This window comes from Microbacterium enclense, from assembly GCF_001456955.1.
Classification (GTDB): domain Bacteria; phylum Actinomycetota; class Actinomycetes; order Actinomycetales; family Microbacteriaceae; genus Microbacterium; species Microbacterium enclense.
The window spans coordinates 1-22,666 of sequence record NZ_KQ758469.1 but is presented as its reverse complement, the minus strand read 5'-3'; the positions used below and the strand labels follow the sequence as shown (position 1 = coordinate 22,666).

The 22,666-nt window shown below is 71.9% G+C and carries 20 protein-coding genes; 5 read left to right on the top strand and 15 right to left on the bottom strand.

Translation table 11 applies throughout. From position 1 onward, the window contains the following. The first annotated feature begins 172 nt into the window (after positions 1–172). Both menC and AS029_RS05960 read left to right on the top strand, forming a co-directional pair. Positions 173–1,306 (top strand): o-succinylbenzoate synthase, encoded by a 1,134-nt coding sequence (gene menC / locus AS029_RS05965; RefSeq protein ID WP_058231695.1) that lies wholly within the window; start codon positions 173–175, stop codon positions 1,304–1,306. Positions 1,307–1,384: 78 nt separating this feature from the next. Continuing rightward, entirely contained in the window at positions 1,385–2,773 is a 1,389-nt protein-coding gene (locus AS029_RS05960) for a glycine--tRNA ligase (protein ID WP_058231694.1), read from the top strand. 76 nt (positions 2,774–2,849) lie between these two features. Here the strand turns inward: AS029_RS05960 and AS029_RS05955 are convergent, their stop codons facing one another. After that, positions 2,850–3,860: a LacI family DNA-binding transcriptional regulator gene (locus AS029_RS05955; protein ID WP_058231693.1), complete on the bottom strand. Its 1,011-nt coding sequence runs from the start codon at positions 3,858–3,860 to the stop codon at positions 2,850–2,852. Between the two features lie 224 nt (positions 3,861–4,084). On the opposite strand from AS029_RS05955, the gene AS029_RS05950 reads away from it, so the two are divergent. Beyond that, complete coding sequence (locus tag AS029_RS05950) at positions 4,085–5,338, top strand: hypothetical protein (protein ID WP_058231692.1); 1,254 nt, start codon at positions 4,085–4,087, stop codon at positions 5,336–5,338. Beyond that, entirely contained in the window at positions 5,335–6,966 is a 1,632-nt protein-coding gene (locus AS029_RS05945) for an amidohydrolase (RefSeq protein WP_058231691.1), read from the top strand. Before AS029_RS05950 ends, AS029_RS05945 begins: the two co-directional genes overlap by 4 nt. A gap of 264 nt (positions 6,967–7,230) precedes the next feature. Here AS029_RS05945 and AS029_RS05940 read toward each other — a convergent pair whose 3' ends face one another. The 10 genes from AS029_RS05940 to AS029_RS17525 form a co-directional block, all read right to left on the bottom strand. Beyond that, a complete protein-coding gene (locus AS029_RS05940) occupies positions 7,231–7,593 on the bottom strand; it encodes a hypothetical protein (protein WP_058231690.1) in 363 nt (120 codons plus the stop codon). Continuing rightward, positions 7,580–11,866 carry a type VII secretion protein EccCa gene (gene eccCa, locus AS029_RS05935; protein ID WP_228375892.1) on the bottom strand — a complete coding sequence of 1,429 codons (4,287 nt, stop codon included), beginning with the start codon at positions 11,864–11,866 and terminating at the stop codon, positions 7,580–7,582. Before eccCa ends, AS029_RS05940 begins: the two co-directional genes overlap by 14 nt. Next, a complete protein-coding gene (locus AS029_RS05930) occupies positions 11,863–12,657 on the bottom strand; it encodes a P-loop NTPase family protein (RefSeq protein WP_058231689.1) in 795 nt (264 codons plus the stop codon). The genes eccCa and AS029_RS05930 overlap by 4 nt, the downstream gene beginning before the upstream one ends. Beyond that, positions 12,654–14,003 carry a ubiquitin family protein gene (locus AS029_RS05925; RefSeq protein WP_058231688.1) on the bottom strand — a complete coding sequence of 450 codons (1,350 nt, stop codon included), beginning with the start codon at positions 14,001–14,003 and terminating at the stop codon, positions 12,654–12,656. The genes AS029_RS05930 and AS029_RS05925 overlap by 4 nt, the downstream gene beginning before the upstream one ends. Continuing rightward, positions 14,000–14,257 carry a hypothetical protein gene (locus AS029_RS17220; protein WP_058231687.1) on the bottom strand — a complete coding sequence of 86 codons (258 nt, stop codon included), beginning with the start codon at positions 14,255–14,257 and terminating at the stop codon, positions 14,000–14,002. Before AS029_RS17220 ends, AS029_RS05925 begins: the two co-directional genes overlap by 4 nt. Positions 14,258–14,312: 55 nt before the next feature. After that, complete coding sequence (locus AS029_RS05915) at positions 14,313–15,386, bottom strand: DUF6177 family protein (RefSeq protein ID WP_058231686.1); 1,074 nt, start codon at positions 15,384–15,386, stop codon at positions 14,313–14,315. Then, complete coding sequence (locus tag AS029_RS05910; protein ID WP_058231685.1) at positions 15,383–16,156, bottom strand: FHA domain-containing protein; 774 nt, start codon at positions 16,154–16,156, stop codon at positions 15,383–15,385. Before AS029_RS05910 ends, AS029_RS05915 begins: the two co-directional genes overlap by 4 nt. Before the next feature lie 120 nt (positions 16,157–16,276). Then, on the bottom strand, positions 16,277–16,465 hold the full coding sequence (locus AS029_RS05905) for a hypothetical protein (RefSeq protein ID WP_058231684.1): 189 nt from the start codon (positions 16,463–16,465) through the stop codon (positions 16,277–16,279). A 312-nt stretch (positions 16,466–16,777) separates the two neighbouring features. Next, positions 16,778–17,263, bottom strand: coding sequence for a hypothetical protein (locus AS029_RS05900; protein ID WP_058231683.1), 486 nt, complete (start codon positions 17,261–17,263; stop codon positions 16,778–16,780). Continuing rightward, positions 17,256–17,801, bottom strand: coding sequence for a TNT domain-containing protein (locus tag AS029_RS17525; RefSeq protein ID WP_058231682.1), 546 nt, complete (start codon positions 17,799–17,801; stop codon positions 17,256–17,258). The genes AS029_RS05900 and AS029_RS17525 overlap by 8 nt, the downstream gene beginning before the upstream one ends. On the opposite strand from AS029_RS17525, the gene AS029_RS17520 reads away from it, so the two are divergent. Further along, on the top strand, positions 17,802–18,380 hold the full coding sequence (locus AS029_RS17520; protein WP_058231681.1) for a hypothetical protein: 579 nt from the start codon (positions 17,802–17,804) through the stop codon (positions 18,378–18,380). Here AS029_RS17520 and AS029_RS05885 read toward each other — a convergent pair. From AS029_RS05885 to AS029_RS05870, 4 genes are all read right to left on the bottom strand, one after another. Next, entirely contained in the window at positions 18,377–18,658 is a 282-nt protein-coding gene (locus AS029_RS05885) for a YrhB domain-containing protein (protein WP_058231680.1), read from the bottom strand. The genes AS029_RS17520 and AS029_RS05885 overlap by 4 nt on opposite strands. Positions 18,659–18,660: 2 nt before the next feature. Beyond that, positions 18,661–21,840, bottom strand: a complete 3,180-nt coding sequence (locus AS029_RS05880; RefSeq protein ID WP_058231679.1) for a glycohydrolase toxin TNT-related protein — start codon at positions 21,838–21,840, stop codon at positions 18,661–18,663. Next, on the bottom strand, positions 21,840–22,184 hold the full coding sequence (locus AS029_RS05875) for a DUF6507 family protein (RefSeq protein ID WP_058231678.1): 345 nt from the start codon (positions 22,182–22,184) through the stop codon (positions 21,840–21,842). The genes AS029_RS05880 and AS029_RS05875 overlap by 1 nt, the downstream gene beginning before the upstream one ends. Positions 22,185–22,289: 105 nt before the next feature. After that, the gene (locus AS029_RS05870) at positions 22,290–22,601 is read right to left on the bottom strand and encodes a pore-forming ESAT-6 family protein (RefSeq protein ID WP_058231677.1); all 312 of its coding nucleotides are present in this window, start codon (positions 22,599–22,601) and stop codon (positions 22,290–22,292) included. Between the last annotated feature and the right edge of the window lie 65 nt (positions 22,602–22,666).

Here is a 22,666-nt window from a genome sequence, read left to right as displayed (position 1 = left end):
CCGCAGGGCGGGCCGAACTCCGGAGAAATCGTCGCGCGGCGGCGTCTTTGGCCGCTTTCACGTCTACGCGACGTCATCCTTCCGGAGTTCGGCCCGCCACCCCGGCCCGCCCCCCGGCCCGCACCCCGGCCCGCCCCCCCTGCACGCACCCCGGCCCCGCTAGCCTCCCCTCATGCCCCTCCTCCGCCCCGCCGCGCCCGTGACCCTCGATGCCGTCGAGCTTCGCGTGCTGCACATCCCGCTCGTGTCGCCCTTCACGACGTCGTTCGGCACCGAGACGGTGCGCGAGGTCATCGTCGTCGCCGCCGAGACGACCGACGGCGTCGGGTGGGGCGAGGTGGTGACGCAGTCGGAGCCGTCGTACTCGAGCGAGTACACCCAGGGCGCCTGGGACGTGCTCACCCGCTTCCTCGCCCCGGCCCTGCTCGAGCGCCGCACCGTCGCGCCCGAGGCGGTCGGCGGCATCCTGGATCGCGTCGTCGGACACCGCATGGCCAAGGCGGGCCTGGAGCTCGCGATCATCGACGCCGCCCTGCGCGCCGAGGATCGCAGCTTCGCGCAGTACCTCGGCGCCGAGAAGACGCGCGTGCCCTCGGGTGTCTCGGTCGGCATCCACCGCGATCCGGCGGCGCTCGTCGACACCGTCGGCGGGTACCTCGACGAGGGCTACGTGCGCATCAAGATCAAGATCAAACCCGGGCGCGACGTCGACGACACGGCGGCCGTGCGCGAGGCGTACGGAGCCATCCCTCTGCAGGTGGACGCCAACTCCGCCTACACGCTCGCCGACGCGGACACGCTGCAGCAACTCGACGCCTTCGACCTGCTGCTCATCGAGCAGCCCCTGCAGGAAGACGACCTCGTCGACCACGCGACCCTCGCGAAGCGCCTGACGACGCCGGTCTGCCTCGACGAGTCGATCGTGAGCGACAAGGCCGCCGCCGACGCGCTCGCGCTCGGGTCGGCCGCGATCCTCAACATCAAGGCCGGTCGTGTCGGCGGGTACCTCGAGGCTCTCGCGATCCACGACCGGGCGCTGGCCGCGGGTGTCCCGGTGTGGTGCGGCGGCATGCTCGAGACGGGGATCGGCCGCGCCGCCAACGCCGCGCTCGCCGCCCTGCCGGGGTTCACGCTGCCGGGCGACATCTCGGCATCCGCCCGCTTCTACGATCGCGACATCGTGACCGAGCCGGCCGTGCTCGACGACGGGCACGTGCGCGTGCCGACCGGCCCCGGCCTCGGCATCGAGATCGACGCGGCGGCGTTGGAGGGCTTCACCGTGCGGCGGGAGAGGATCACGCGGTGAGCCGCGGCGGCTCTCGATAAACTGGATGCCGCGCACTCGCGCTCGATCCCCACAGCTTTCCCGACCATTGGAGCCACCGTGGCCGAACAGTCCCGCCTCGACAAGGTCATCGCCCTCGCCCGCCACCGCGGGTTCGTGTTCCAGGCCGGTGAGATCTACGGCGGGTCGCGCTCGGCGTGGGACTACGGCCCCCTCGGTACGGAGCTGAAAGAGAACATCCGCCGTCAGTGGTGGCAGACGTTCGTCCGCGGTCGCGGCGACATGGTGGGCCTCGATTCCAGCGTCATCCTGCCCAAGCGCGTGTGGGAGGCGTCGGGCCACGTCGCCACCTTCACCGACCCGCTGGTCGAGTGCCTCAGCTGCCACAAGCGCTTCCGCGCCGACAACCTCATCGAGGACTTCGAGGCGCGCAAGAACCGCAAGGCCGAGAACGGCCTCGCCGACGTGCCCTGCCCCAACTGCGGCACGAAGGGCCAGTACACCGAGCCCAAGTCGTTCTCGGGCCTGGTCAAGACCTACCTCGGCGTCGTCGACGACGAGTCGGGCCTGCACTTCCTGCGGCCCGAGACCGCCCAGGGCATCTTCGTGAACTTCTCGAACGTGCTCACGGCATCCCGTCGCAAGCCCCCGTTCGGCGTCGGCCAGGTCGGCAAGGCGTTCCGCAACGAGATCACGCCCGGAAACTTCATCTTCCGCACGCGCGAGTTCGAGCAGATGGAGATCGAGTACTTCACCCCGCCCGCCGAGGCGAACGAGTGGTTCGAGCACTGGGTCGAGGCGTGCTGGAACTGGTTCATCGACCTCGGTATCGACGCCGACAACATGAAGCGCTTCGACGTGCCCGAAGACGACCGCGCGCACTACTCGGCCGGCACGATCGACGTCGAGTACCGCTTCGGCTTCCCGGGCAAGGAGTGGGGCGAGCTCATGGGTGTCGCCAACCGCACCGACTACGACCTCAAGAGCCACTCCGAGGCGTCGGGCCAGTCGCTCACCTTCTTCGACCAGGCCTCGGGCGAGAAGTACACGCCCTATGTCATCGAGCCCTCGTTCGGTCTGACGCGCGCGATGATGGCGTTCCTCGTCGACGCGTACCGCGAAGAAGAGGTGCCCAACGCCAAGGGCGGGACCGACACCCGCACGGTGCTGAAGCTCGACCCGCGCCTCGCGCCCGTCAAGGTCGCCGTGCTGCCGCTCTCGCGCAACGAGCGCCTGTCGCCGTTGGCCCGCGAGGTCGCCGACACGCTGCGCGCGGCCGGCTGGAACATCGACTTCGACGACGCCGGCGCCATCGGCCGCCGCTACCGCCGTCAGGACGAGATCGGCACCCCGTTCTGCGTCACCGTCGACTTCGACTCGCTCGACGACAACGCGGTCACCGTGCGCGACCGCGACACGATGGGCCAGGAGCGCATCGGCCTCGACGCACTGCAGAGCTACCTCGCCGAGCGGCTTCGCGGAGCCTGACCGGTTGAACGAGTGACCGGATGCCATGGCCTCGGGGTCGTGGCATCCGGTTTCGTGTTCTCGGCGCGGGCGCGGTTCAGACCGCGGGTCGTCGTCCGGCCGTGCTCCCGCGCACGATGAGGCGCGCCTCGGCGACGCGGACGGGGTCTGCGAGCTCCCCGGCGTCCCACACCTCTACGAGCAGGTCGAGGCACGCCGATCCGAGCGCGCGCGCCTCGAGGTCGATCGAGGTGACCGTCGGCGACAGCAGCGCGTGCGCGGGCTCGTCGACGCACGCCGCGACGAGCAGGTCGTCGCCGACCCGGCGTCCGGCGCGGGCCGCGGCCGCCAATGTCGCAGGGGCCGAGCCGCTCGGGGCGACCACCAGGGCGTCGACGCCGGGGATGTCGAGCACGTCGGAGACGGCGGCGGAGACCTCGTCGGTGGTGGGGACGAACGAGATGTGGCGCGAGATGTGTCTGCGCCCGCGGTCCGACGTCCAGCGGGCGTAGGTCTCGGCGAGCTCGCGACTCCACGCCGTGCCGTCCGGCGGCAGGATCGCGGCGATGTTCTGCGCGCCGCGCTCGTGCAGATGGTCGAGCAGCCGCGCGAGGGCGCCGGTGTGGTCGATGGCGACGCTCGCGCTCGCGCGGCCCGCGGCGCCGAACACGTGCTCGCCGCTGACCACCGGTCGTCCCGAGTCGAGCAGGGCGCGGACGCCGACGTCTTCGACGGAGGCGTCGATGACGATGTAGCCGTCGACGAAGGCGGAGGGCGCACCGCCTGCCGCGTCGTCGCGGTGGGGGAGCAGGATGACCGAGAGGCCGTGGCGATCGGCGGCGTCGACGACGCCGAACGCGAAGTCCGTGTAGTACGGCAGGTGGGTGGTGCCGACCGGCAGGAGCAGTCCCACCGCGGCGGAGCGCGCGGTGCGCAGGCTACGCGCCGGCACGTTGACCCGGTACCCGAGCTCGCGGGCGACGGCGAGAACGCGGTCGCGGGTGTCGTCCGACACCCCGGTCTTGCCCCGCAGGGCGAACGACGCGGCGGCGATCGACACGCCCGCGCCGGCAGCCACGTCGTGCAGCGTCGGCTTGCGTGGGGTCACGGAGTGCGACGTTACCCGACGGCGACGGGTGCGCCGCGTCGTGCTGTCTCGCGAAGGGGTCTTGCGCGAGGCGGTACTTAAACGTTTAATGTGTGTGAAACAGAACGGGCACACCGACCGAAACACCCGGTCCTTAGCCTCGGGTCCACCGGATGCGATCGACGACGACGCCTCCCGGCCCACTCCCCGTCCGCCGGCTTCACCGGCACCCCCGAGAGGTTCACGTGTCCGCTCCCACCCGCACCGCACCGGCGCCCACCGCCACCGGGCGTCTACCCATCCGCTTCCCCACCGCCTCCTCGACCTTCCTCGTCGGGATCGCCGGCTACCTCGGCGTCAACCTGTCGCCGTACATGATCGCCGCCGTGCAGGAGGGGATCGGCGCCGACGTCCTGGCCGGGAGCTGGCTGGTGACCGGAACCCTCCTGCTCACCGCGCTGACCGGACTCGCCGTGGCGCCGCTGTGCGCGGGCGCGCGCCGCCGCACCGTCGCCCGCGTCGGCCTCGGGCTCTCGGTGGTCGGTTTCGGCGTCGCGGCGCTCGTGCCCGCGCTGCTCGTGGCCGGTCTGCTCGTCGGGGGCATCGGCGCCGGTGGAGCGGTCGCGTCCGCCGGTGCCGCGCTCGCCGCATTCCGCAATCCCGACCGCGTCGCGGGCCTGAACGGCCTCGCCAACCGCGCGCTGATCACCGTCATCCTGGCCGTGGTGCCGCTCATCGGGCTCGCCCCGATCGACGTGTTCGGCACGATGGCCCTGCTCAGCCTGGTGTCGCTCGTCGTGGTGGCATGGATGCCGTCGGCGCCGGCGGCGACCGTCCACGCGGGCGCGGCGGTCGGTGAGGCCGTGCCGATCGAGGTTCCCTCGACGGGCACCGTGCGCGCGGCGGCGCCGCCCTCGCGCGCCGTCACGATCGCCGGCTTCGCGCTCCTGGTCGTCTTCGCGCTCTGGGCGGCGAGCGAGGACTCGCTGTGGGCCATGGCCGGCGTCATGGGCGCCGATCTGTCGGGTCTCACGCCGGAGGGACTCAGCATCGCCCTCAGCGGCGCCACAGCGGGCGGCCTGGTCGGCACGATCGCCCTCGTCGCGATCGGCGACCGCCTGGGGCGCGGTGTGCCGCTGTTCGTACTCATGGTGCTCGGCGGCGTCCTGAAGATCGTCGAGGGCTACGTCACCGACCCCACCGTGTTCGTGGTGGTCTTCATCGCCTGGAACACCCTTTACGCGGTGGCCTTCATGTACTTCATCTCGACCGCGGCCGCCCTGGACGCCGACGGCCGCTGGTCGGGACCGCTGCTGGCGACCTACCTCGTCGGCTCCGCCCTGACCCCCGTGATCGGGGCGTCGCTGGTCGAGCTGTTCGGATACCAGGGCTTCGTCCTCACCCTCGGGGTGTCGAGCTTCGTGCTCGCCGTCCCTGCCGGCATCATCGGCGTGCTCTCGCGCCGACTCGAGCGTGCAACCAAGGAGGTCGCCGCATGACCCGCACCCTCTACCGCGGTGGCCGCATCTTCACCGCCGACGCCGACCCGGCCCGGCAGTGGACGGATGCCATCGCCGTCGACGATGAGACGATCGCCGCCGTCGGCGCCGACGCGCTGTCGGCCGACGTCGACGAGGTCGTCGAACTGGACGGGGCGCTCGTGCTGCCCGGTTTCACCGACGCGCACACCCACCTGCTGATGATGGGCGCCGCCCTCGGGCAGGTGGCGCTGACCGAGGCCCGGTCGCTCGAGGCCATCCAAGACCTGCTGCGCGAGGCGCGCGCGGCCGATCCCGACGCCCTCGTCCTCCGCGGCCGCGGATGGCTGTTCGACTCGATCCCGGGCGGAGCCCCGACCGCCGCGATGATCGACGCCGTCGTCTCCGACATCCCGGTCTACCTGGATGCCAACGACTACCACTCGTGCTGGGTGAACAGCGCGGCGCTGGCCGAGCTGGGTCTCACGCGCGACACCCCCGACCCTCTGGGAGGCGAGATCGGACGCGACGCGACCGGTGAGCCGAACGGCATGCTCTATGAAACCGCGGCCGTGCAGTACTCGTGGAACCAGCGCGACGCGACGACGACCGACGAGGATCGCGACGCGGCCGTCGACCGCGTGTTCGACGCGTACGTGCGTGCCGGTGTCGTCGGGGCGGTCGACATGGCGTTCTCCGAGCACGGTCTGGCAGCGCTCGAGCGGGCCGTCGAACGGCACGGCGGCTCGTTGCCGATCCGCGTCGCCGCGCACTGGCTCGTCGAGAACACCGGAGACCGTGCGCAGAACCTCGCCCAGCTCGATCGGGTGGTGGAGCTCGCCGGGCGTGCTTCCTCGCCGTGGCTGCGGGTCGTGGGCATCAAGCTGATCCTCGACGGGACGATCGATGCGTGCACCGCCGCGATGGGCGCCCCGTATGCCGACGGCTCGCACGCGGGGCCGATCTGGCCGCTGGACGATCTCGCCCCGGTGGTTGAGGCGGCCGACGCCGCGGGACTTCAGATCGCGATGCACGCCATCGGCGACGCTGCGAGCGACGCCGCGCTGACCGCGATCGAGCGTGCCATCGCGGTCAACGGAGACATCGCCCGGCGCCACCGCCTCGAGCACCTCGAGTACGCCGCCCCCGGTACGGCCGAGCGCATGGCGAGGCTCGGCGTCACGGCCTCCATGCAGCCCGTGCACGCCGATCCCGCGATCTTCGCGAACTGGGCGGCGATGCTGGGCGACGACCGCGTCGACCGCGCCTTCCCGTGGCCGGAGTACGAGGATGCCGGCACCCTCCTCGCGTTCTCGACCGATGCCCCGACCGCGCCCTACGACGCCTTGGCCAACATGTACGTCGCCGTCACGCGCGCCTCGGCCCTCGACGCGTCTGTGCCGGCCGTTCATCCCCAGTACGCGCTGCCGCTCGCGAACGCGATCGCGCACGCCACACGCGACGCGGCGGCGTCGGTGGGTGACGGCCGGACGCGCGGGCGTCTCGCCCCCGGCTTCGCCGCCGACTTCGCGGTCTTCGACGCCGACCCGTTCACGGAGGGGGCTGCGTCGCTGCTGCGCACCCGCGCCGTGCGGACGGTGGTGGCGGGTCGCGTCGTCTTCTCGGCGGAGGGGGTCGCTGCCCGGTAGGAGCGCTGCCCCCTCCGGCGGCGCCCGGAATCGCAGGCGCATGGTGTCGCTTACGGTGACGGCACGAAGCGCGTCGGCTCAGCCGAGGTGCGCCGCCGAGCGCGACCGCACCGCGTCGCGTGCGGTGACGACGCCTCTAGGCGCCCGCTCCGCTGAGGTGCATCGCCGCGCACGGCCGGCCCGCACCGCGGCGCGTGCGGTGACGGCATCCGAAAGGCGGCCGCACCGCGTGGCTTGCAGCATCCACACCCTGGGGATGCCGGCTCAGCCGAGGTGCACCGCCGCGCCGCCGCGGGCTGCGGCGGCCGCCTCGATCAGGCGGACACCGATCACGCCCTCGGGCTCCCAGGTCGTGAAACAGTCGGTCGACCAGCGGGCGTCCGACGGGGCCTCGACGGCGCCGTAGACCCGGGCGAGTTCCGTCGGCGCGGGGACGAGCCGCGGGCGCAGCACCGTCAGCACCACCCGGTCGAGCATCACGACCTGGGCGGCGGCGCCGTCGTCGAGAGGGCGGACCTCGATCGGCGTGGCCGCGAGCTCCTCGGGCGTGAGCACCGTCGAGACGGCCTCCGCCAACGCCGCGATGTCGATGGGCTCGCGGGTGAACGCGACGCTACTGCGGGGCACGGTTCCTCCTCCGTCTCGTCAGGGGCGGCTCGTCGCCGTCGGTGGGGGCGGTGGTGTCGTGCGGGGCGACGGGCTGCGTGGTGTCGTCGAGCTCGGGCCTCGCGGTGCGGGGCGGGGCGTATGCGGCCTCGGCCGCGCCGCCGGGCTGAGGGGCGTCAGCCCCGGCGGCCGGACCGGGCTGCGGCACGGCCGTGCTGCCCGGTGCCTGCACGTCGGTCGCGGCCGGCGACGTCGCCGCATCCGCGGAGGTAACGGATCCCGCGGCCGGAACGGCGGCACCGATGTCGCCCACGGTCTTCACCGCGGTCGTGGCATCCGGCGCCGACGCTGACCGGTCCGCAGGCGCTGGCCGGTCCGTCGGCGCGTCCGCGTCTCCCTCACCGGCGACGAAGTTCGCCACCTGCACGAGAGTCGGACGATCACCGCGGCGGGCGAGGCGGCCGCGTCCGGCGATCATGGGCTCGGCGTAGAGCTTGGGCAGCAGCGCTCCCTCGGAGCGGTCGCCCGACATGATGAGGGTGGTTCCGCCGGTGTCGCGGATGCCCTGCAGGGCCAGATCGAACATCGCCCGTGACGCACCTGCGACGGGGCGGCTCACCACGACGTTGAGCCGCAGGTCGCGCGCCGACGCCAGGTACGGCAGCAGCGGCCGCAACGGTTCGGTGCCGCCGGCGGCGAGGATGTCGAAGTCGTCGGCGACGACCAGGATCCGCGGCCCCGCGTCGCGGTCGCTCTGCCGCTTCTCGAGTTCGACGGCGATCGATTCGGCCAGGAGCCGCGCCTGCCGCCCCGAGGTGGCGTGTCCGCCGAGGTAGGCGTCGGGGATCTCGGATGCCAGGTCGCCGCGCGCATCCATGAGGGCGACGACGAGCCCCTCGGCGGAGTACCGGTCGATCGCGCCCTGCACGATGCCGCGCAGCAGCGTCGTCTTGCCGCAGCGGCTGTCACCGAGCACGAGCAGGTGCGGGTCACGCGTGACGATGTCGAGCACGACAGGCTGCATGGTGTCTTGGCGGAGGCCGAGGGGGATGGCATCCGGTTCGTCGATCGCATCGGGCAGGTCGGCCGGGTCGAGCACCTCGGGAAGCAGGCGGATGGGCGCCGCGCCCTGGCCGCCCCAGCGGGCCGCGCTCTCGCGGGCGAGCTGTTCGAGAGCCTCGCCGGTGTCGCCATCGTCGACCTCTTCGAGCAGCGGCAGCGCGATCTGGGCGAACAGCTTCTCGTCGGTGAGCACCCGGCCCGGTTCGTCGGCGCGCAGAGTGGTCGACAGCTTGCGCGCGATCTGCGAGTCGGCGGGGTCGTTGAGCTTGAGCTCGAGGCGCGTGCCGATGAGACCCTGCAGGTTCATGCGCAGCTCGTTCCAGCGCGAGAGGGCGACGACGACGTGGATGCCGAAGCTGCCGCCGCGCTCGAGCAGTTGGCCGAGGGGGGCCTCGAGGTCTTCGAAGTCCTGGCGGAGCGCACCGAGCCCGTCGACGAGCAGCACGACGTCGGCGCTGGGCAGGTCGGTCAGTCTCCCCGCCGCGTGCTGGCGGCGCATGTCGGCGAGGGAGTCGAGCCCGTGGTCGCGGAAGACGCGCTCGCGCACCGCGAGCATGCCCGTGAGCTCTTCGAGCAGACGCGTGAGGCGCTCGCGGTTGCCGCGGGTGGCGACACCGCCGACGTGCGGGAACGGCTCGATGCGGGCGAGACCGCCGCCGGTGAGGTCCATGCCGTAGATGCTGACCTGGCGCGGCGAGTGGGTGAAGGCCAGCGACGCGGCGAGGGTGCGCAGGAACATCGAGCGGCCCGACTGCGGGGCACCCGTGATCGAGACGTGGCCGCCCGAGCGCGTGAGGTCGAGCATCCAGGGCCCCTGCGCCTGGGTCGACGGGTCGTCGAGCAGACCCATGGGCGCGCGCAGGGTGCCCGCTCCGTCGGCCTGCGGCAGCACCCCGCCGAGGGTGAGCACGGGCGGCAGCGGCGGCAGCCACACCGGGCGGGTGCGGGTGATCCCGCGCGCGAGTTGCGAGGTCGCGGCCTGCACGAGCGTGCGCCCGGTGGTCGGGGTCTCGGGCTCGGTGCTGTCGAGGTGCTCCTCGTCGGGCGTCTCCTCGGGCAGGTCGTACGCCGGAAGCGGCAGCACGGGCGGCGCGTCGTCGTGGCGCGGCCCCGACTCGACGGGGTCGGGCACCGGGCCCGAGACGTAGCCGGCGCGGAAGCGCGTGTAGACCGACGTGTCGACCTTGAGGTAGCCGAAGCCGGGGATCGCCGGCAGGTGGAACGCGTCGGGGGTGTCGAGCACGACCGCCGACTCCGACTCCGAGAAGGTGCGCAGGCCGATCCGGTACGACAGGTAGGTGTCGAGACCCCGCAGGCGTCCGGCTTCGATGCGCTGGCTCGACAGCAGCAGGTGCACGCCGATCGAGCGTCCGATGCGCCCGATCGTCAGCAGCAGCTCGACGAAGTCGGGTTCGGCGGTGAGGAGTTCGCCGAACTCGTCGATGACGAGGAACAGGTGCGGCAGGGCGGGAAGCTCCGGGCGGTCGCGCCGCATCTGCCGGTAGTGACCGATGGATGCCGCGTTGCCGGCATCCTTCAACAGGCGCTGTCGGCGCACGACCTCGCCCTGGATGCTCGCGCGGGCGCGCTCGGTGAGCTGGGGGTCGTCGGCGAGGTTGTCGATGATGCCGGCGACGTGGGGGAGCCGGGCGAACGGCGCGAAGGCGGCACCGCCCTTGTAGTCGACGAGGATCATGCTGAGGTCGTCAGGGGCGTGCGTGAGCGCGAGGCCGAGGATGAGCGTGCGCAGCAGCTCGCTCTTGCCCGAGCCGGTGGCACCGATGCAGATGCCGTGCGGGCCCATGCCCAGCTGCGCCGACTCCTTGAGATCGAGCAGCACCGGTGCGCCGCGGTCGTCGACCCCGATCGGCACGCGCAGGAACTCCGCCGCGCTGCGGGTGCGCCACGCGGCCGTGGTGTCGATGGCGTCGACGTCGGCGACGCCGAGGAGTTGCGTGACGTCGGGGGCGAGCGCGGTGCCGGTGTCTTCGGCCGACGTGCGGCGCAGGCGCAGGCCCGCGAGCGGTCGCGCGACGATCTCGAGCGCGGCGGGGGTGAACGCATCGATCCGGATGCCGCTGACCGCGGCCTCGCCCGACCCCGGTGTCTCGACGGTGGCGACGCCGCCGTCGACGGTGACGCGCACGGCGACGGTCGTCGGCTCCTTGAGCCGGTCATCGACGAGGTGCACGACCGTCACGCCGAGCGCCGCGAGATCGAGAGCGGCATCCAGTCGGGGAACGGCGGAGGCGGGGTCGTCGGCCTCGTCGACGAAGATCACCAGACGGCCGGGTTTGGTCCGCCGGCGGGCGCGACGGGAGGCGGCCGCGGTGGCGACACGGTCGCGCAGTTCGTCGCGCAGCAGCGACAGCAGCTCGGGGAGGCTCGGCGCGATGCGACGCGCGGCGACGGCACCGGTGGGTGGCGTCTCGCCCGCGACGTGCGGCAGCAGGTCGAAACCGTGCCAGTCGCCCTGCTGAGCGGGGGCGACGGCGGCCGCGACGTGCACGTCGTCAGGGGAGTGGAAGGCGGCGATCTGCCCGGCGAGAGCGCGCGCCACGCGGAGCGTGTCGCTGCGGGCGCCGACGATCGACACCTGCCCGCCCCGCTCGAGGTCGACCGTCGCCGGCATGCCCTGCGACACACCGGCCAGGCGCACCATGCGCTCGGCGGACTCGCGCATCACCGGGTCGAAGGGCTGCACCGGGTTCTGCTCGGGGGGAAGGGCGACGTCGACGGCGCGCAGGTCGCCGGTGCCGATGCGCACGCGCAGGAAGTCGGCGTCGCCGGGGCGACGCTCCCATCGCCGGGCGGGGTCGGCCGCGATCTCGACGAGCGTGCCGGGCGCGGGATGCAGCACGAGGGCGGCGCTGCGCTGCGCGTCGGCGGTGCGCCGTACGTCTTCGCGCGTCTCTTCGAGGTAGTCGAGGTAGCGCTCGCGCTGCACGCGGCGTTGGCGCGCGGCGTTGCCGCGCTGCGTGAGCGCCATGCCGACACCCCCGACGAGGGCGACCACGAGGATCACCGCGCCGACCACGACCATGATCGGGTTGTTGCGCAGCAGCACGATCATCGTGATCGACGACAGGCTGCCGACGATCGGCAGCAGCGACTGCAGGGGGAAGCCGGTGCTGCCCTCGCCGATGGGCGGCGGCGGGGCGAGGAGCACATCGGGTGCCGGTTCGACGGGCTCGCTGATGCGCGCCGGGCGGTGCACGATGCGGACGGTCATGCGGCCCTCCCGGTGGCTCCCACGACGGCGGCGGCCAGGCGCACGACCGCGAGGTGCGTCGTCGAGCGGCGTGCGCGGCCGCCGCCCGCGAGACCCGCGTCGAACGGGATGGGAATCACGTCGTGGTCGGCGCCGACGGCGAAGGCCCGCGCCACCCCGTCGCCCTCGCGGGCGTGATCGACCAGCGCGAGCACGACCGACGGCGCTTCGGGCAGGCCGCGAACGGCGTCGACGACCGAGCGGGCGTGCTCCGCCTGGGCGCGGCGGGCGTCGCTGACGAGGCAGACGACGTCGCACAGCGCCGCGCACGCGGCGAGGTCGACGACGGGATGCCGCGCTCCGAAGTCGGTGACGGCGACGTCGAAGAAGCGCGCGATGGGAGCCGCCTCGCCCAGCCACGCGCCGACGGCGTCGTCGGTGTCGCGCGGGCGGAGCGCAACGATCCCGTCGCGCTCGTCGAGCCCGCTCAGCGCCTCGGCGGTGGTGCGCGCGGCGGCGCGCGTCTCGTCGGGGGCGACCGGCCGCGCGCCGAGGCGCTCGGCGAGACCGGCAGTCCCGGACGACACGTCGACCGCGAGCACCGGCTCGCTGCGTCTCGCCGCGATCGCCCGGGTGAGCTGATACGCGACGGTGCTCGCGCCGGCGCCGGACGTCAACGACACCACCCCGACGCGGCGCGTCGTCGACAGACCGCCGCGGATGGCGGCATCCCATCCCGTCAGGCGCACGCGGCCGTTCGCGCCGCTGCCGAATACCGCGGTCGACACCGCACGCAGGTCGAGCACGCTCACGAGCGGCCGCCGAACATGCCGAGCAGGTCGGCGTAGACGCCCAGGGCCCCCACGAGCAGCGGCACGAGCGATACCACCGCCAGAGTCTCCACGACGTTGCCGAGCCCGCGCAGCCGCGCCCGCACGTGCGGACGGGGACGCACCAGCACCATCGTCGCGATCAGCGCGGCCAGCACGACGGCCGCACCCGCGCCGATCCAGCCGAGTCCGCCCGACAGCACCACCGACAGCCCGGCCGCGGCGATCGCACCCGCCGCGGTCCATAGCAGCCAGCCCTGCCAGCGCAGCGGGAACGCACGGGTGCGCAGGGCCGCGACGAGGAAGAACGCCAGTGCCAGCAGCTCGGTCCAGATGGTTCCCGAGAACGCCAGCACGACCCCGGCGACCCCCAGAACGGATGCCACGGCGGCCACACTCCAGGTGAGCGCCGCGTACGCCTCGTCGATGGCGGCGAACGCGCGGGGGCGGGCGGGCGGGGCGCCGTCGGCGGCGCGCTGGTCGAGGTCTGTCAGTCCCGCAGCCGACAGGGCGATCCAGGGCAGCGGGCCGGTGGCGAACGCGGCGATGACGCCGACGATGGCCGCGGCGGACACGGCATCCATTCCCCCGAGCACGAGTCCGAGCAGCAGCGACGCCAGCACGGCACCGAGGGCTCCGCCGGAGGCGGCGCCGCGACGGCGGTGCGCGACCCCGGCGCCGAGGAGGGCGACCGTGAAGCCCGTGGCGAGCGCCGCGGCGACGCCGCCGACGACGGGGGCTGCCCCGACGAAGCCATGGGCGGTGAGGGCTGCCGTCGTCGCCGTTCCCACCGGGAGGGTCAGACCCGCCGCCGCGGCCGACACGCAGGTCGACAGGCGACGCAGTCCGCCGAGGCCGAGACCCGTGGCGATGGCCGCGAGCACGACCGAGGCGGCCAGCAGGGCGAACGCCGCCGCCGTCGGCGACGACCACGGCGAGAGCCAGCCCGCCACGGCGAAGGCGGTGGCGATACCCGCTCCGCCCGCGACGGTGCGCGCCCGCTCGTCCCAGCGATCGGGGCGGGCGTCGTGCGCGTCGGCGGCGGCGTCGGTCACGTCGATCACGACGGGGGGCGGGGGCGCGGCATCCAGGCGCACGAGACGCACGAGCGTTCCGTCGGCGAGGTCGAGTTGCTGCGGCGTCAACGCGATGTCGACCTGCTCACCGTCGGGGGCGATGACGGCGAGCGGACGCTCGACGGTTCCGGCGGTCTCGCCGAGCAGGTCGAGCAGGCGCGGCAGGGCGGCGCCGACGGGCTCGCCGCTCGGCACCACGACCTCGGCGCGACGCTCGGAACCTGCGACGGTCAAGCGGGTGTAGATGCTCACGGGGTGACGGCTCCGGTCGGGGTCTGGATCGAGGTGCTCGTCTGCGCGCGCTCGGTCAGCAGCTGCGAGACGAACGACACGCCCACACAGGCGGCGCAGGCGATCGCGGCCACGACGATCGAGCCCATCAGGCGCTTCAGGTGGTCGTTGACGGTGCGGCGTTCGCCGATGTGGCCGTAGATCAGCGCGGCGCCGAGGCGCATGCGCTGGATCTTGGCCTGCTCGATGAGCACCGCGTCGCGCTGGTCGGGCATCAGCGGGTTCCTTCCTGCGCGGGCACGCGAGGGGCGACGCTGATCGTCGCCGGCATCAGCGGGCTCCCCGCGGCGAGACGAGTTGCGAGCGCACGTGCGGGGCGACGTCGAGCAGGTCGGCCAGGCGCGCCGGATCCAGCGTCGCGAGCACGTCGTTCAGGCGGGTCCACCCGCCGCCGTCGACCGAACCGAGCGGGAGCAGGACGCCCGGGAGCCTCGGGCTTCCGACGATCGTGCCGCCCACGTCGTCGATCCATCGCTTCGCATCGATGCCCAGGGCTCGCACCCCCGCAGGGCCGATCAGCAGCGCGAGCGGCTCGGGGTGAGGTGCCGCCGTCGCGCGTCGCGCGAGGTCGGGCGCGCCGATCGCGGCGAACGCCACCCCGATGAGCGGGAGCCCCACGGTCGCCGCCCGGGCGAGGAGTTCCCGCGCCTCGGCGGTCGCCGCCGTGCCCGCGTCGCGGCCGACGCCCGGAACCGCTGCCCACACCCGCGTGGTCTCTTCGAGCCCCTCGCTCGTGCGGGCCGCCTGCACGGTCGAGACGACCGCGCGCTCGCCCCCGCCGACGGCGACCCAGTGACTGTCGAGCGGGATCCGACGCCGGGAACGCTCGGTGAGATCGTCGCGGTCCCAGGGCGCGAGCAGCGGCTCGACGGCGCCCCAGGCGGCGGGTTCGGCGTCGGTGAACAGAGCGATCGCCGCCTCGGCGACCCCGCCCAGGCGCACCGGGCGGGTCACCCGGTGGCGCGTCGACACCGTCGCGACGACCTGAAGAGTGGATGCCACCAGCGCCCGCACGAAGAAGGGGTGCACGCTCTCGGGCGTCGGGGCGCCGGCGGTGAGCACCTCGGCCGGAGCGGAGAGGCGCACGCCGGTGCGGGCGTCGTAGAAGCCGTCGTCGCGCGTGCGCACGACCCAGTGCCCCTGCACCGCCGACAGCACCTGGGCGAGCGGCTGCGTCATGCGCGAGTGCTCGCCCGAGACGACGATCGGGCGCAGGCCCTGGGTCGCCGTCTTGTGCAGCCAGTCGCTCATCGCGGTGGTGAGGGCGATGATCGGTGTCTGCGTCTCAGTGCCGGCCCAGCCGGGGCCCGCGGCGTCGAGGAGGGGGTGGTCGACGGTGGTCATGCGGCATCCCGAACGGTCAGGGTGCGGTCACCGATCTCGAGGACGACACCGGTGGGCACGGGGGTGCGTTGGTGGGGGAGGAGGGGGGTTGCGGCACCGTCGCCGCGGACGAAAACACCGTTCGTCGAGCCCAGGTCGATCACCCAGACCTGCCGGCCGTCCCACTCGAGGCGCACGTGCGACTTCGACAGCGTGCGCGACATGTCGGCCCAGCGGTACACCTCGGCGGGCGCGTCGGCCGGCGCCGAGGGCGCACGCCCCAGGATCAGCGCGGTGTCGAGCGTGAGGCGCTCGCCGGAGTCGAGCAGCAGCGTCGGAACCATGCCGCGACGACGACCGGGTGTGCTGCCGGTGGGCGCGGCATCCGGGAACTGGAAAGAGGCGATCGCCGGAGCGAAGGGGTCGCGGCCGCGGCGCAGGTCGAACATGGCGAGTTTGCCGGATGCCAGCGCCCAGGGAGCCGAGCTGCCCGCGGCGACCCCGGTCTCACGGTGGACGATCCTCGCGTCGACCGTCGATGCGCCGAGGGTTCGCCCGGTGCGGCCGAGCAACCAGGCGGCAACGGCGAGGAGCCCGACCGCGATGACGATGAGAAACCATCCCGGTGCCGGCGGTCCCGTCGCGACGAGGACGATTCCGGCAGCGAGGAGAGCCAGGGGCATGACAACGTCGAGGGCCACGGCGCCGGCGATCTTGCCCGAGCGGGCGCGCTCGGAGGAGACGAAGGGGTCCACGTCAGCAAGGCGTGGGGTCTCCTGCACGTTCGTCATCGGCGCCTCCTCAGCCTTCCACCCTATGCGGGTCATAGCGCCGATGCCGAGACGGTGCACCCATTGCGTGGATAACTCGTCGCGCGGAAGAATGAGCCGCTCATCAGCACGTCTCGATGCTCACCGACGATGTAGCGGCCCGTAGGTGCGCGTCGCCGCCATCTGGAAGACGTCATGGGCGGCATCCTCCGAGATCTCCTCGAGGTCGGACTCCAGCAGGAAGCGGATCGCGTGATCGAGCACCCCACGGGTGTCGGCGACCCACTCGTCGACATCGACGAGCAACTCGTCCGTCCGAGCCTCTTTCAACCCCGATCCACCGCAGATGGAAGAACCATCGCGAGGCCAGAGCGTCGATGGCATCCGGTGACAGATCCGGGCGCACGCCGCTGAGTCGCCCCTTGTATGCCGCCGCGCCGCCGTCCGGCTGGTCGGTCAGGTCGGCGACAGGGAGATCATCGGATGCCGCGATGACGCTCTCGACATCCGCGAGAAGTCTCGCCGCGTCCGTCGCCGCCTCCTTCGCCACCTCGAGGACCGCCCGCGGGTCGGCCGTCGGTATGTGAGCCTTCGGCCATCCGAGGTAGGCGGTAATGGCCGCCGACAGGAGCGGATCGGTCGTCACGGTCTGGTCGTTCCTCCGAGCGCGTCGCGGATGTGCGCGAGAGGGATGTCGGCGACGGTGCTGAAGCGTGCGGCCTCCAGGTCGCTCGCGAAGAACCACTGAGCGCCGTCTCGGTCGCGGGACAGGCGATATCCGTCGCCGCTCATCTCGGTGAGGGAGAAGCCCCCGTCGGGCTGGGCACCGCCGTCGTCTGATAGCACGACCTTGCGGACTGCGCGACCGAGGCCGTGAGCCCGCCGGATGTCATTCCCGAAGAGAGCAAGGACGTACCGGGCGACATCGGCGTCGTCGGTCGCCTCGAACACGAACCCACGGTCGACGCCCCGCCAGCTCTTGTCCACGCGCCAGCCCGAATCGTCGGAACCCACTCTCAGGGTCACCTCATCGACCTGGAGCGTCACGCCTGTGTCCGTCAGCTGCGCCTCGAAGACCTGGGGCGGGAGGCCGGCGAATCGAGTGAGCAGGCCGCTTTCGTCACTCATGTCTCGAGATCTGCGTGAGACGCCCCTCCCGCACGAGGTCGCGAACGCCGACGCCGGGTTCGACGATGGCGAAACGAAGTCCCCCGCCGGGTCGTCCGAACCAGGGCGCCGTCCGCTGTACCTCGAACCGAGTCGTCGTCGCCGTGACGAACTCGTGGAGAGGCTGCGTGACGGCCGATGCTGGCAGGGATCGTGCTTCGAAGGACGTGCGGGCGGGGTAGAGGAGATACCCGTCGAGCGCGCCGACGCGATCTAGAAGGAGGCCTTCCGGTGCATCGATCACCAAGGGCTGGTCCGCGCGACCCAGCAGGTCGAGGATGTGCGGTGCGGCCCAGTCGAGCCGACGCTCGTACTCGGAATTGTCGAGGGCAGTCGGCGAAGGGAGCGGCGTCAGGAGATAGCCGTACAGCGCGGCCTCGACCTCCTCGGCCGTTTCTCGGCGAAGCAGAGGGCGCGGGCGGCCGTAATCGACGGTCTGCAGCACCCATTCGTCCTCGCGGGTTCCGTCGATCTGCAGCGCACCCTCCCACGCGGCCACGTGGTCGCCGGGGAGAAGGACGGATTCTCGCGGGACGCTCGCATCATCGAGCTTTCGACGCGTGTGCTGCCAATCAACGGTCATCGGTTCGGCCTCTCGGTGGTCGATGGGGCGGTGGGACGTGTCGCGGGGGAAGATGGATTCGTGGATGACGACGCGATCCTGGAGATGTGGGCACATCGAGCGGGCTTTCCGAGCCGCCTCGCGGCGAGTGACGTTGCTCGGGGATGGTGGAACCCGGAGACCGCTTTCGCGGTTCGTCGCGCTGCTGCCTCCACCTGGCAGGTCGACATCGAGAACCGCGGCGCGCGAACGATCGAGGCGGTCTTCGCCATGGAGGCCGACGCGGATCGATTCCTCCTCATGCGGTTCGGCGTGCTGTGGCGTCTGGAGCGGGGATTCGACGACTGCTTCCCGCTCTCCCCCGCCGAGGGCGTTGATGTGGAGGCGAGTGGCTCGGGGTACACCGTCCGCGCAGGAACGGGAATCGTGGAGATCCTGTCCAAACGACAGGCCATCCGTTTCAGCCACGTCGCGGGCGAGTCGCTCGCCGCCGTCAGTGCGCGCCTCATGACCTAGGTCGCGCGCCTCAAACGGTCCATCTGCTCGTCGACGGGTTCAGCGCTCGACAACGTGAACACGGCGCCGCCATCCTTGGGAACGACGTACGGCCCGTTGCCCGTGAGCGCTTGAAAGACGTCTCCGTGGTCGGCGAACGCCTCCGACTGATAGCCCTGAACCCACCACGAGCCGTAGTCGAGTGTCTCGCCGACCAGGACGCAACGGGGCATACCGTGCTCCTCGGCCCCGCGGAGCGCTTCGCGAACGATCTCGCGCGCACCAGCCTCGTCGATCATCTTCAACCTCGCTTCGTGATGATGAGTGCGATCTTGACGTCTTGCTCGAGCCGAGCGAACAGGCCGGTCTGCGTGTCGATGAAAACGACTCCGTTCTTGTCATGGATGACGTTGAAGACATGGCCACCGCCGTTGTCCCGTGCGATGAAGACGACGCCGCGGCTGCCCTCGGGAAGTGCCGACATCGTCGTCGCGACGTCCCCGTAGCTGGACTGCCAGGCGAAGTTCTCAGGGATGCCGAGCGCCGCGGGAATATCGGACACCGGACGAGGGCCGGGCGACGGCATGGCCGATGTCGCTGCACCGTCCATCAGCCGGTCGAAGGCCACGACGCACCGTGTGCAGTTCTCGGTCCATCCCAGCTTCGCGACCTCGGGCGACAGCGCACCCGAGAGCGTGCCGTCGAAGCGCGTCGCGTTGATGCCGAGCGCACCCGGGTACTCGTGTCGGATGACGGATCGTTGCACGTCGATCGGCAGGCTCTCGGCATGCAGGGCCGACACCGCCGGTGCGTCAGGGAGCGGGGATTGCAGATCGCTGATGCGCCACGCGCCGGCGTCGAGCCCCACCGCCGAGTTCGGTGACGTCGGGAACAGCACCTCGTGCAGGAGTTCGTCGACGGTGAAGACCTTCGCGTCGCTGACGAACTGGAGCTGTACACCGCCGCCGGGCTGACCGAAGGCGGGTGCGACATCGGACACCTCGATCCGGACCCCGTCCGGCAGCTCATCAGCGAGGCGGAACACGTGGTAGGGCTGCAGGAGGTTGCTGCCCGGCAGCGCGCGGTGTTCGAAGGGAACGCCCTCGGGTGAGAGGAAGTCTCCGCCGTGGCCGCCCATCCGGTCGAGAGTGTCGCCGTGAACGGCGCGGAAGGAAGCCATGTCGGTGAAGGTGTGACGGCTACCATCCACCGCGCCGTTGTTTCCGGGATAGATCGGCCGGTTGTCGGGCCCGATGTAGCGCTCTTCCCATTCCGACCGTGAGAACGCGTGTCCGTCTTGACCTCGCCCGTAGGGCGCGTCCGGGTCGGTCACGAGGTCTGCATACCGATCCGGAACGGTGGCGGGGGGCGCGTACTCGTCGGCGAGGGTTCCGTGGTCGGCGCGTGGCTCGCCGTACTGCGGATCTACGGGATTGCCGCGGTGAGCGGGACCCTCGACGGACCCATCCTCACGCAGGGGAAGCGTCGGCTCGTCTCCGTGGCCGGCCGGCGAATCGCTGTCGGGGCGCTCGGTGCCGGCACCGTTTGCGTCGCCGTCTCGGGGGGTGTCCGCTCCGTGCGCTCCGCGGGCACCATCGGCGACGTCACCGCCTGCGCCGTTGCCGATGTCGGAGCCGCTGTTTCCATCACCGGAACCGCCGTTTCCACCGCGCGTGCTGCCGTCACCGCCTGCATGACCGGTGCCGCCGGTGTTCTCCGTCGAGGGCTCGCGCACGACGGTCGACTCACCCGCGCCGCTGGTCTCGGTACGGGCGGGGGCATCCTCGACGATCGAGTTCACCGCACCGGGGCCGGCCTCGCCGCGAACACCGCTGGCGGTGACGAGCTCGGGCTCGCGCACGGGCGCCGGGACGGTGGCATCCGCCCCACCCTCGGCGCGGACGGGAACGTCGGAACGGACGGGAACGTCGCCGCTGCGGACGCCGTCGAACGAACCGGCGGGCATCTCGATGCGGCCCGAGGGGATCTCGGCGGTCGGCGGGAACTCGTAGACCGGCACACCGTCGTCGATGCGTGCCGTGACGGTTCCCATGTCGACTCCGGCGTTGTCGAGCGCGTTCAGCGCCGAGGACGCGTCGTCAGCGACGAACGGCATGTCGGGGGTGTTCAGGTGGAAGCCGTCGGTCGCGTCGGAACCGAGGCGGCCGATGAGGCCGTCGAGGCTGTGCAGTCCCGCCCCGCCCAGACGCATGGCGCCGTTCATCGCGAGAGCGGCAGGGTCGACGAAGTCGACGACCTTGGCCATCTTCGACACGACGGAGGCCGCGGTCGATGCGGTCTTGACCCCTGCGACGGCCGCGCCGCCCACGGGGATGAGCGCGGTGCCGATGTTGAAGACGGATTCACCGAGAGCGGTGCCGGGGTCGTCCTGCCACTTGTCCCACGCGATGAGGGCCTTGCCGGTGTTGAGGGCCGCCTCGTCGGCCTTCGCCTTGAAGTCGCGCACCTCCTGCGGCAGGAAGCCATCCCCGCCCATCGACTGCATCAGCGAGTCGGACTGGAAGATGGGTGCCAGCACGGGGGAGTTGGCGAGACCCGCCACTGCGAGCAGGCCGAGGTTGCCCCACGCGGCGCCGTAGGCGTCGCCCGAGAAGAACTCACCCGTCTCGGGGTTGTAGCCGAGCACGAGCGTTCCGAGACCCGTGACCGTGCCCCAGATGCCGCCGACGACGATGCCCTCCCAGAGGAAGTCCTTGAAGACGAACTTCGCGGTCGCCTCACCGCAGCCCTCGGTGCGTTCGACCTCGGCGCCCCACGGCATCTCGGTGCCCTCGGGGATCTCGGCGATGCCGTAGCCCAGGGAGTCGTTCTCGGACTCGGCCGCGTGCAGCGGGGCTGCGCCGTACAGGGCGCGGATGCGGTTGGCGCAGGCCCGCTCGGCCTCCCACAGCTTGACCTGCTGCGCGTTCACCGCGGCCAGCAGCTCGTTGTTGCGGTCGACATGCTCCTGCGACTCGTGCCACTCCTTCGTGACGGTGCGGTACTTGTCGGGCTCGGCGGGCGCCGACGTCGTCGAGCCACCCCACGAGCCCTGGTACGTCGGCATGGCGGTCGCACCGCCGTAGGGCGACTGCGCGGCCGTCCACGCGGGGTTGATCTCGCGCACCTGCACGCCGCCCTGAATCGAGTCGACGAAGGCTTTCGCCTCGATACGCAGCGAGTCGAGCTCGGCCTTGATCGGGCGCACGTCGGCGGCGAACGCGACGAGCGCGGCCGACACCTCGGACAGGTTGTCGCCGACCTGCGTGGCCTGCGAGCTCACGGGTGCCATGAGCCCGAGCAAAGTGGGGGACTCCGGCGCCTCGTAGACACCGGCCATGCCCTGCCATTTGAGGTTCACGTTCGAGCCGTGCTCGGACACCTGGCCCGAGATGGTGCCGATCGTGAGGGCGTTCTCCTCGATGGCATCCGGCTGGATGTCGGCGCCCGGGATCTTCTCGTAATCGATAGGGCTCGGCATCACATCACTCCGTGGGGGAGGTCGGGCGGGTAGACGGCGGCGACGGCGGCTGACTGCGCGTTCGCGGCCATGTCCATGTCGCCGGTGACGTACGCCTCGGTCGCGGTGACGACCCCGTTCGCGGCGGCGCCGATGCGGGTGCTCATGCCCTGAATGCGCGGGCCCTCCTCCTGCTGGAAGTACGCCTGCACCGCCTCGGAGATCGCACCCGACTGCGTAGCCGTCACCGCTCCCTCGAGCGCGGGCGTCAACGAGTTCAGAGCCGTGCCGAGCGCCTCGGCGTCGACGTTGACCTCTTGCAACACGGCTACGACACCCGACGGCTGAATGCGCCACCCTGTCATCGCGCGATCCCCTTCGCTTGATTTCTGCACCCGCGTCGCTCACCCCGGACACGGCACACCGCGGGATGCCGGACGCACGAGGCGCTCGGCATCCCACGGGATAGGTCAGCCGATCGACTCCACCGCCGCGCGAGCCTTGCTCAGCGCGGTCTGGGCCGACTCGTCGTTGCGCTCGAGCGACGAACGCAGCGTCTGGATGATGCCGCGTACCTCGGCGGCGGCGTTCTTCCACCGCAGCTCCTTGCCGCGGTAGTCCTCCGACACCCCGTCGGCGGAGTAATCGGCCATCGCGGCCTGCACATCGCGGTCGCGCTGGTCGATCAGCGTCTCCAGCAGCGATGCGACGCGGTTGAAGTTGTCTTGGGCGTTCTGCGACGCCGCGATCGAGTAGTCGCGACGATCTCCCTGGTTCACCATGAGTCAGTCCTCTCCGATCCTCAACGGGCGCCGAAGCGCGCGGCGTCGAACGATGATCCGGCTTC

What these genes read in the sequence shown, in the direction of transcription:
- AS029_RS05885 (WP_058231680.1), bottom strand. Translation starts at nt 18,658, where the DNA reads ATGATCGACGAGGCTGGTGCGCGCGAGATCGTTCGCGAAGCGCTCCGC.
- AS029_RS05910 (WP_058231685.1), bottom strand. Translation starts at nt 16,156, where the DNA reads ATGACGAACGTGCAGGAGACCCCACGCCTTGCTGACGTGGACCCCTTC.
- AS029_RS05870 (WP_058231677.1), bottom strand. Translation starts at nt 22,601, where the DNA reads ATGGTGAACCAGGGAGATCGTCGCGACTACTCGATCGCGGCGTCGCAG.
- AS029_RS17220 (WP_058231687.1), bottom strand. Translation starts at nt 14,257, where the DNA reads ATGCCCGACCAGCGCGACGCGGTGCTCATCGAGCAGGCCAAGATCCAG.
- AS029_RS05880 (WP_058231679.1), bottom strand. Translation starts at nt 21,840, where the DNA reads ATGCCGAGCCCTATCGATTACGAGAAGATCCCGGGCGCCGACATCCAG.
- AS029_RS05945 (WP_058231691.1), top strand. Translation starts at nt 5,335, where the DNA reads ATGACCCGCACCCTCTACCGCGGTGGCCGCATCTTCACCGCCGACGCC.
- menC (WP_058231695.1), top strand. Translation starts at nt 173, where the DNA reads ATGCCCCTCCTCCGCCCCGCCGCGCCCGTGACCCTCGATGCCGTCGAG.
- AS029_RS05900 (WP_058231683.1), bottom strand. Translation starts at nt 17,263, where the DNA reads ATGAGTGACGAAAGCGGCCTGCTCACTCGATTCGCCGGCCTCCCGCCC.
- AS029_RS05875 (WP_058231678.1), bottom strand. Translation starts at nt 22,184, where the DNA reads ATGACAGGGTGGCGCATTCAGCCGTCGGGTGTCGTAGCCGTGTTGCAA.
- AS029_RS05915 (WP_058231686.1), bottom strand. Translation starts at nt 15,386, where the DNA reads ATGACCACCGTCGACCACCCCCTCCTCGACGCCGCGGGCCCCGGCTGG.
- eccCa (WP_228375892.1), bottom strand. Translation starts at nt 11,866, where the DNA reads ATGACCGTCCGCATCGTGCACCGCCCGGCGCGCATCAGCGAGCCCGTC.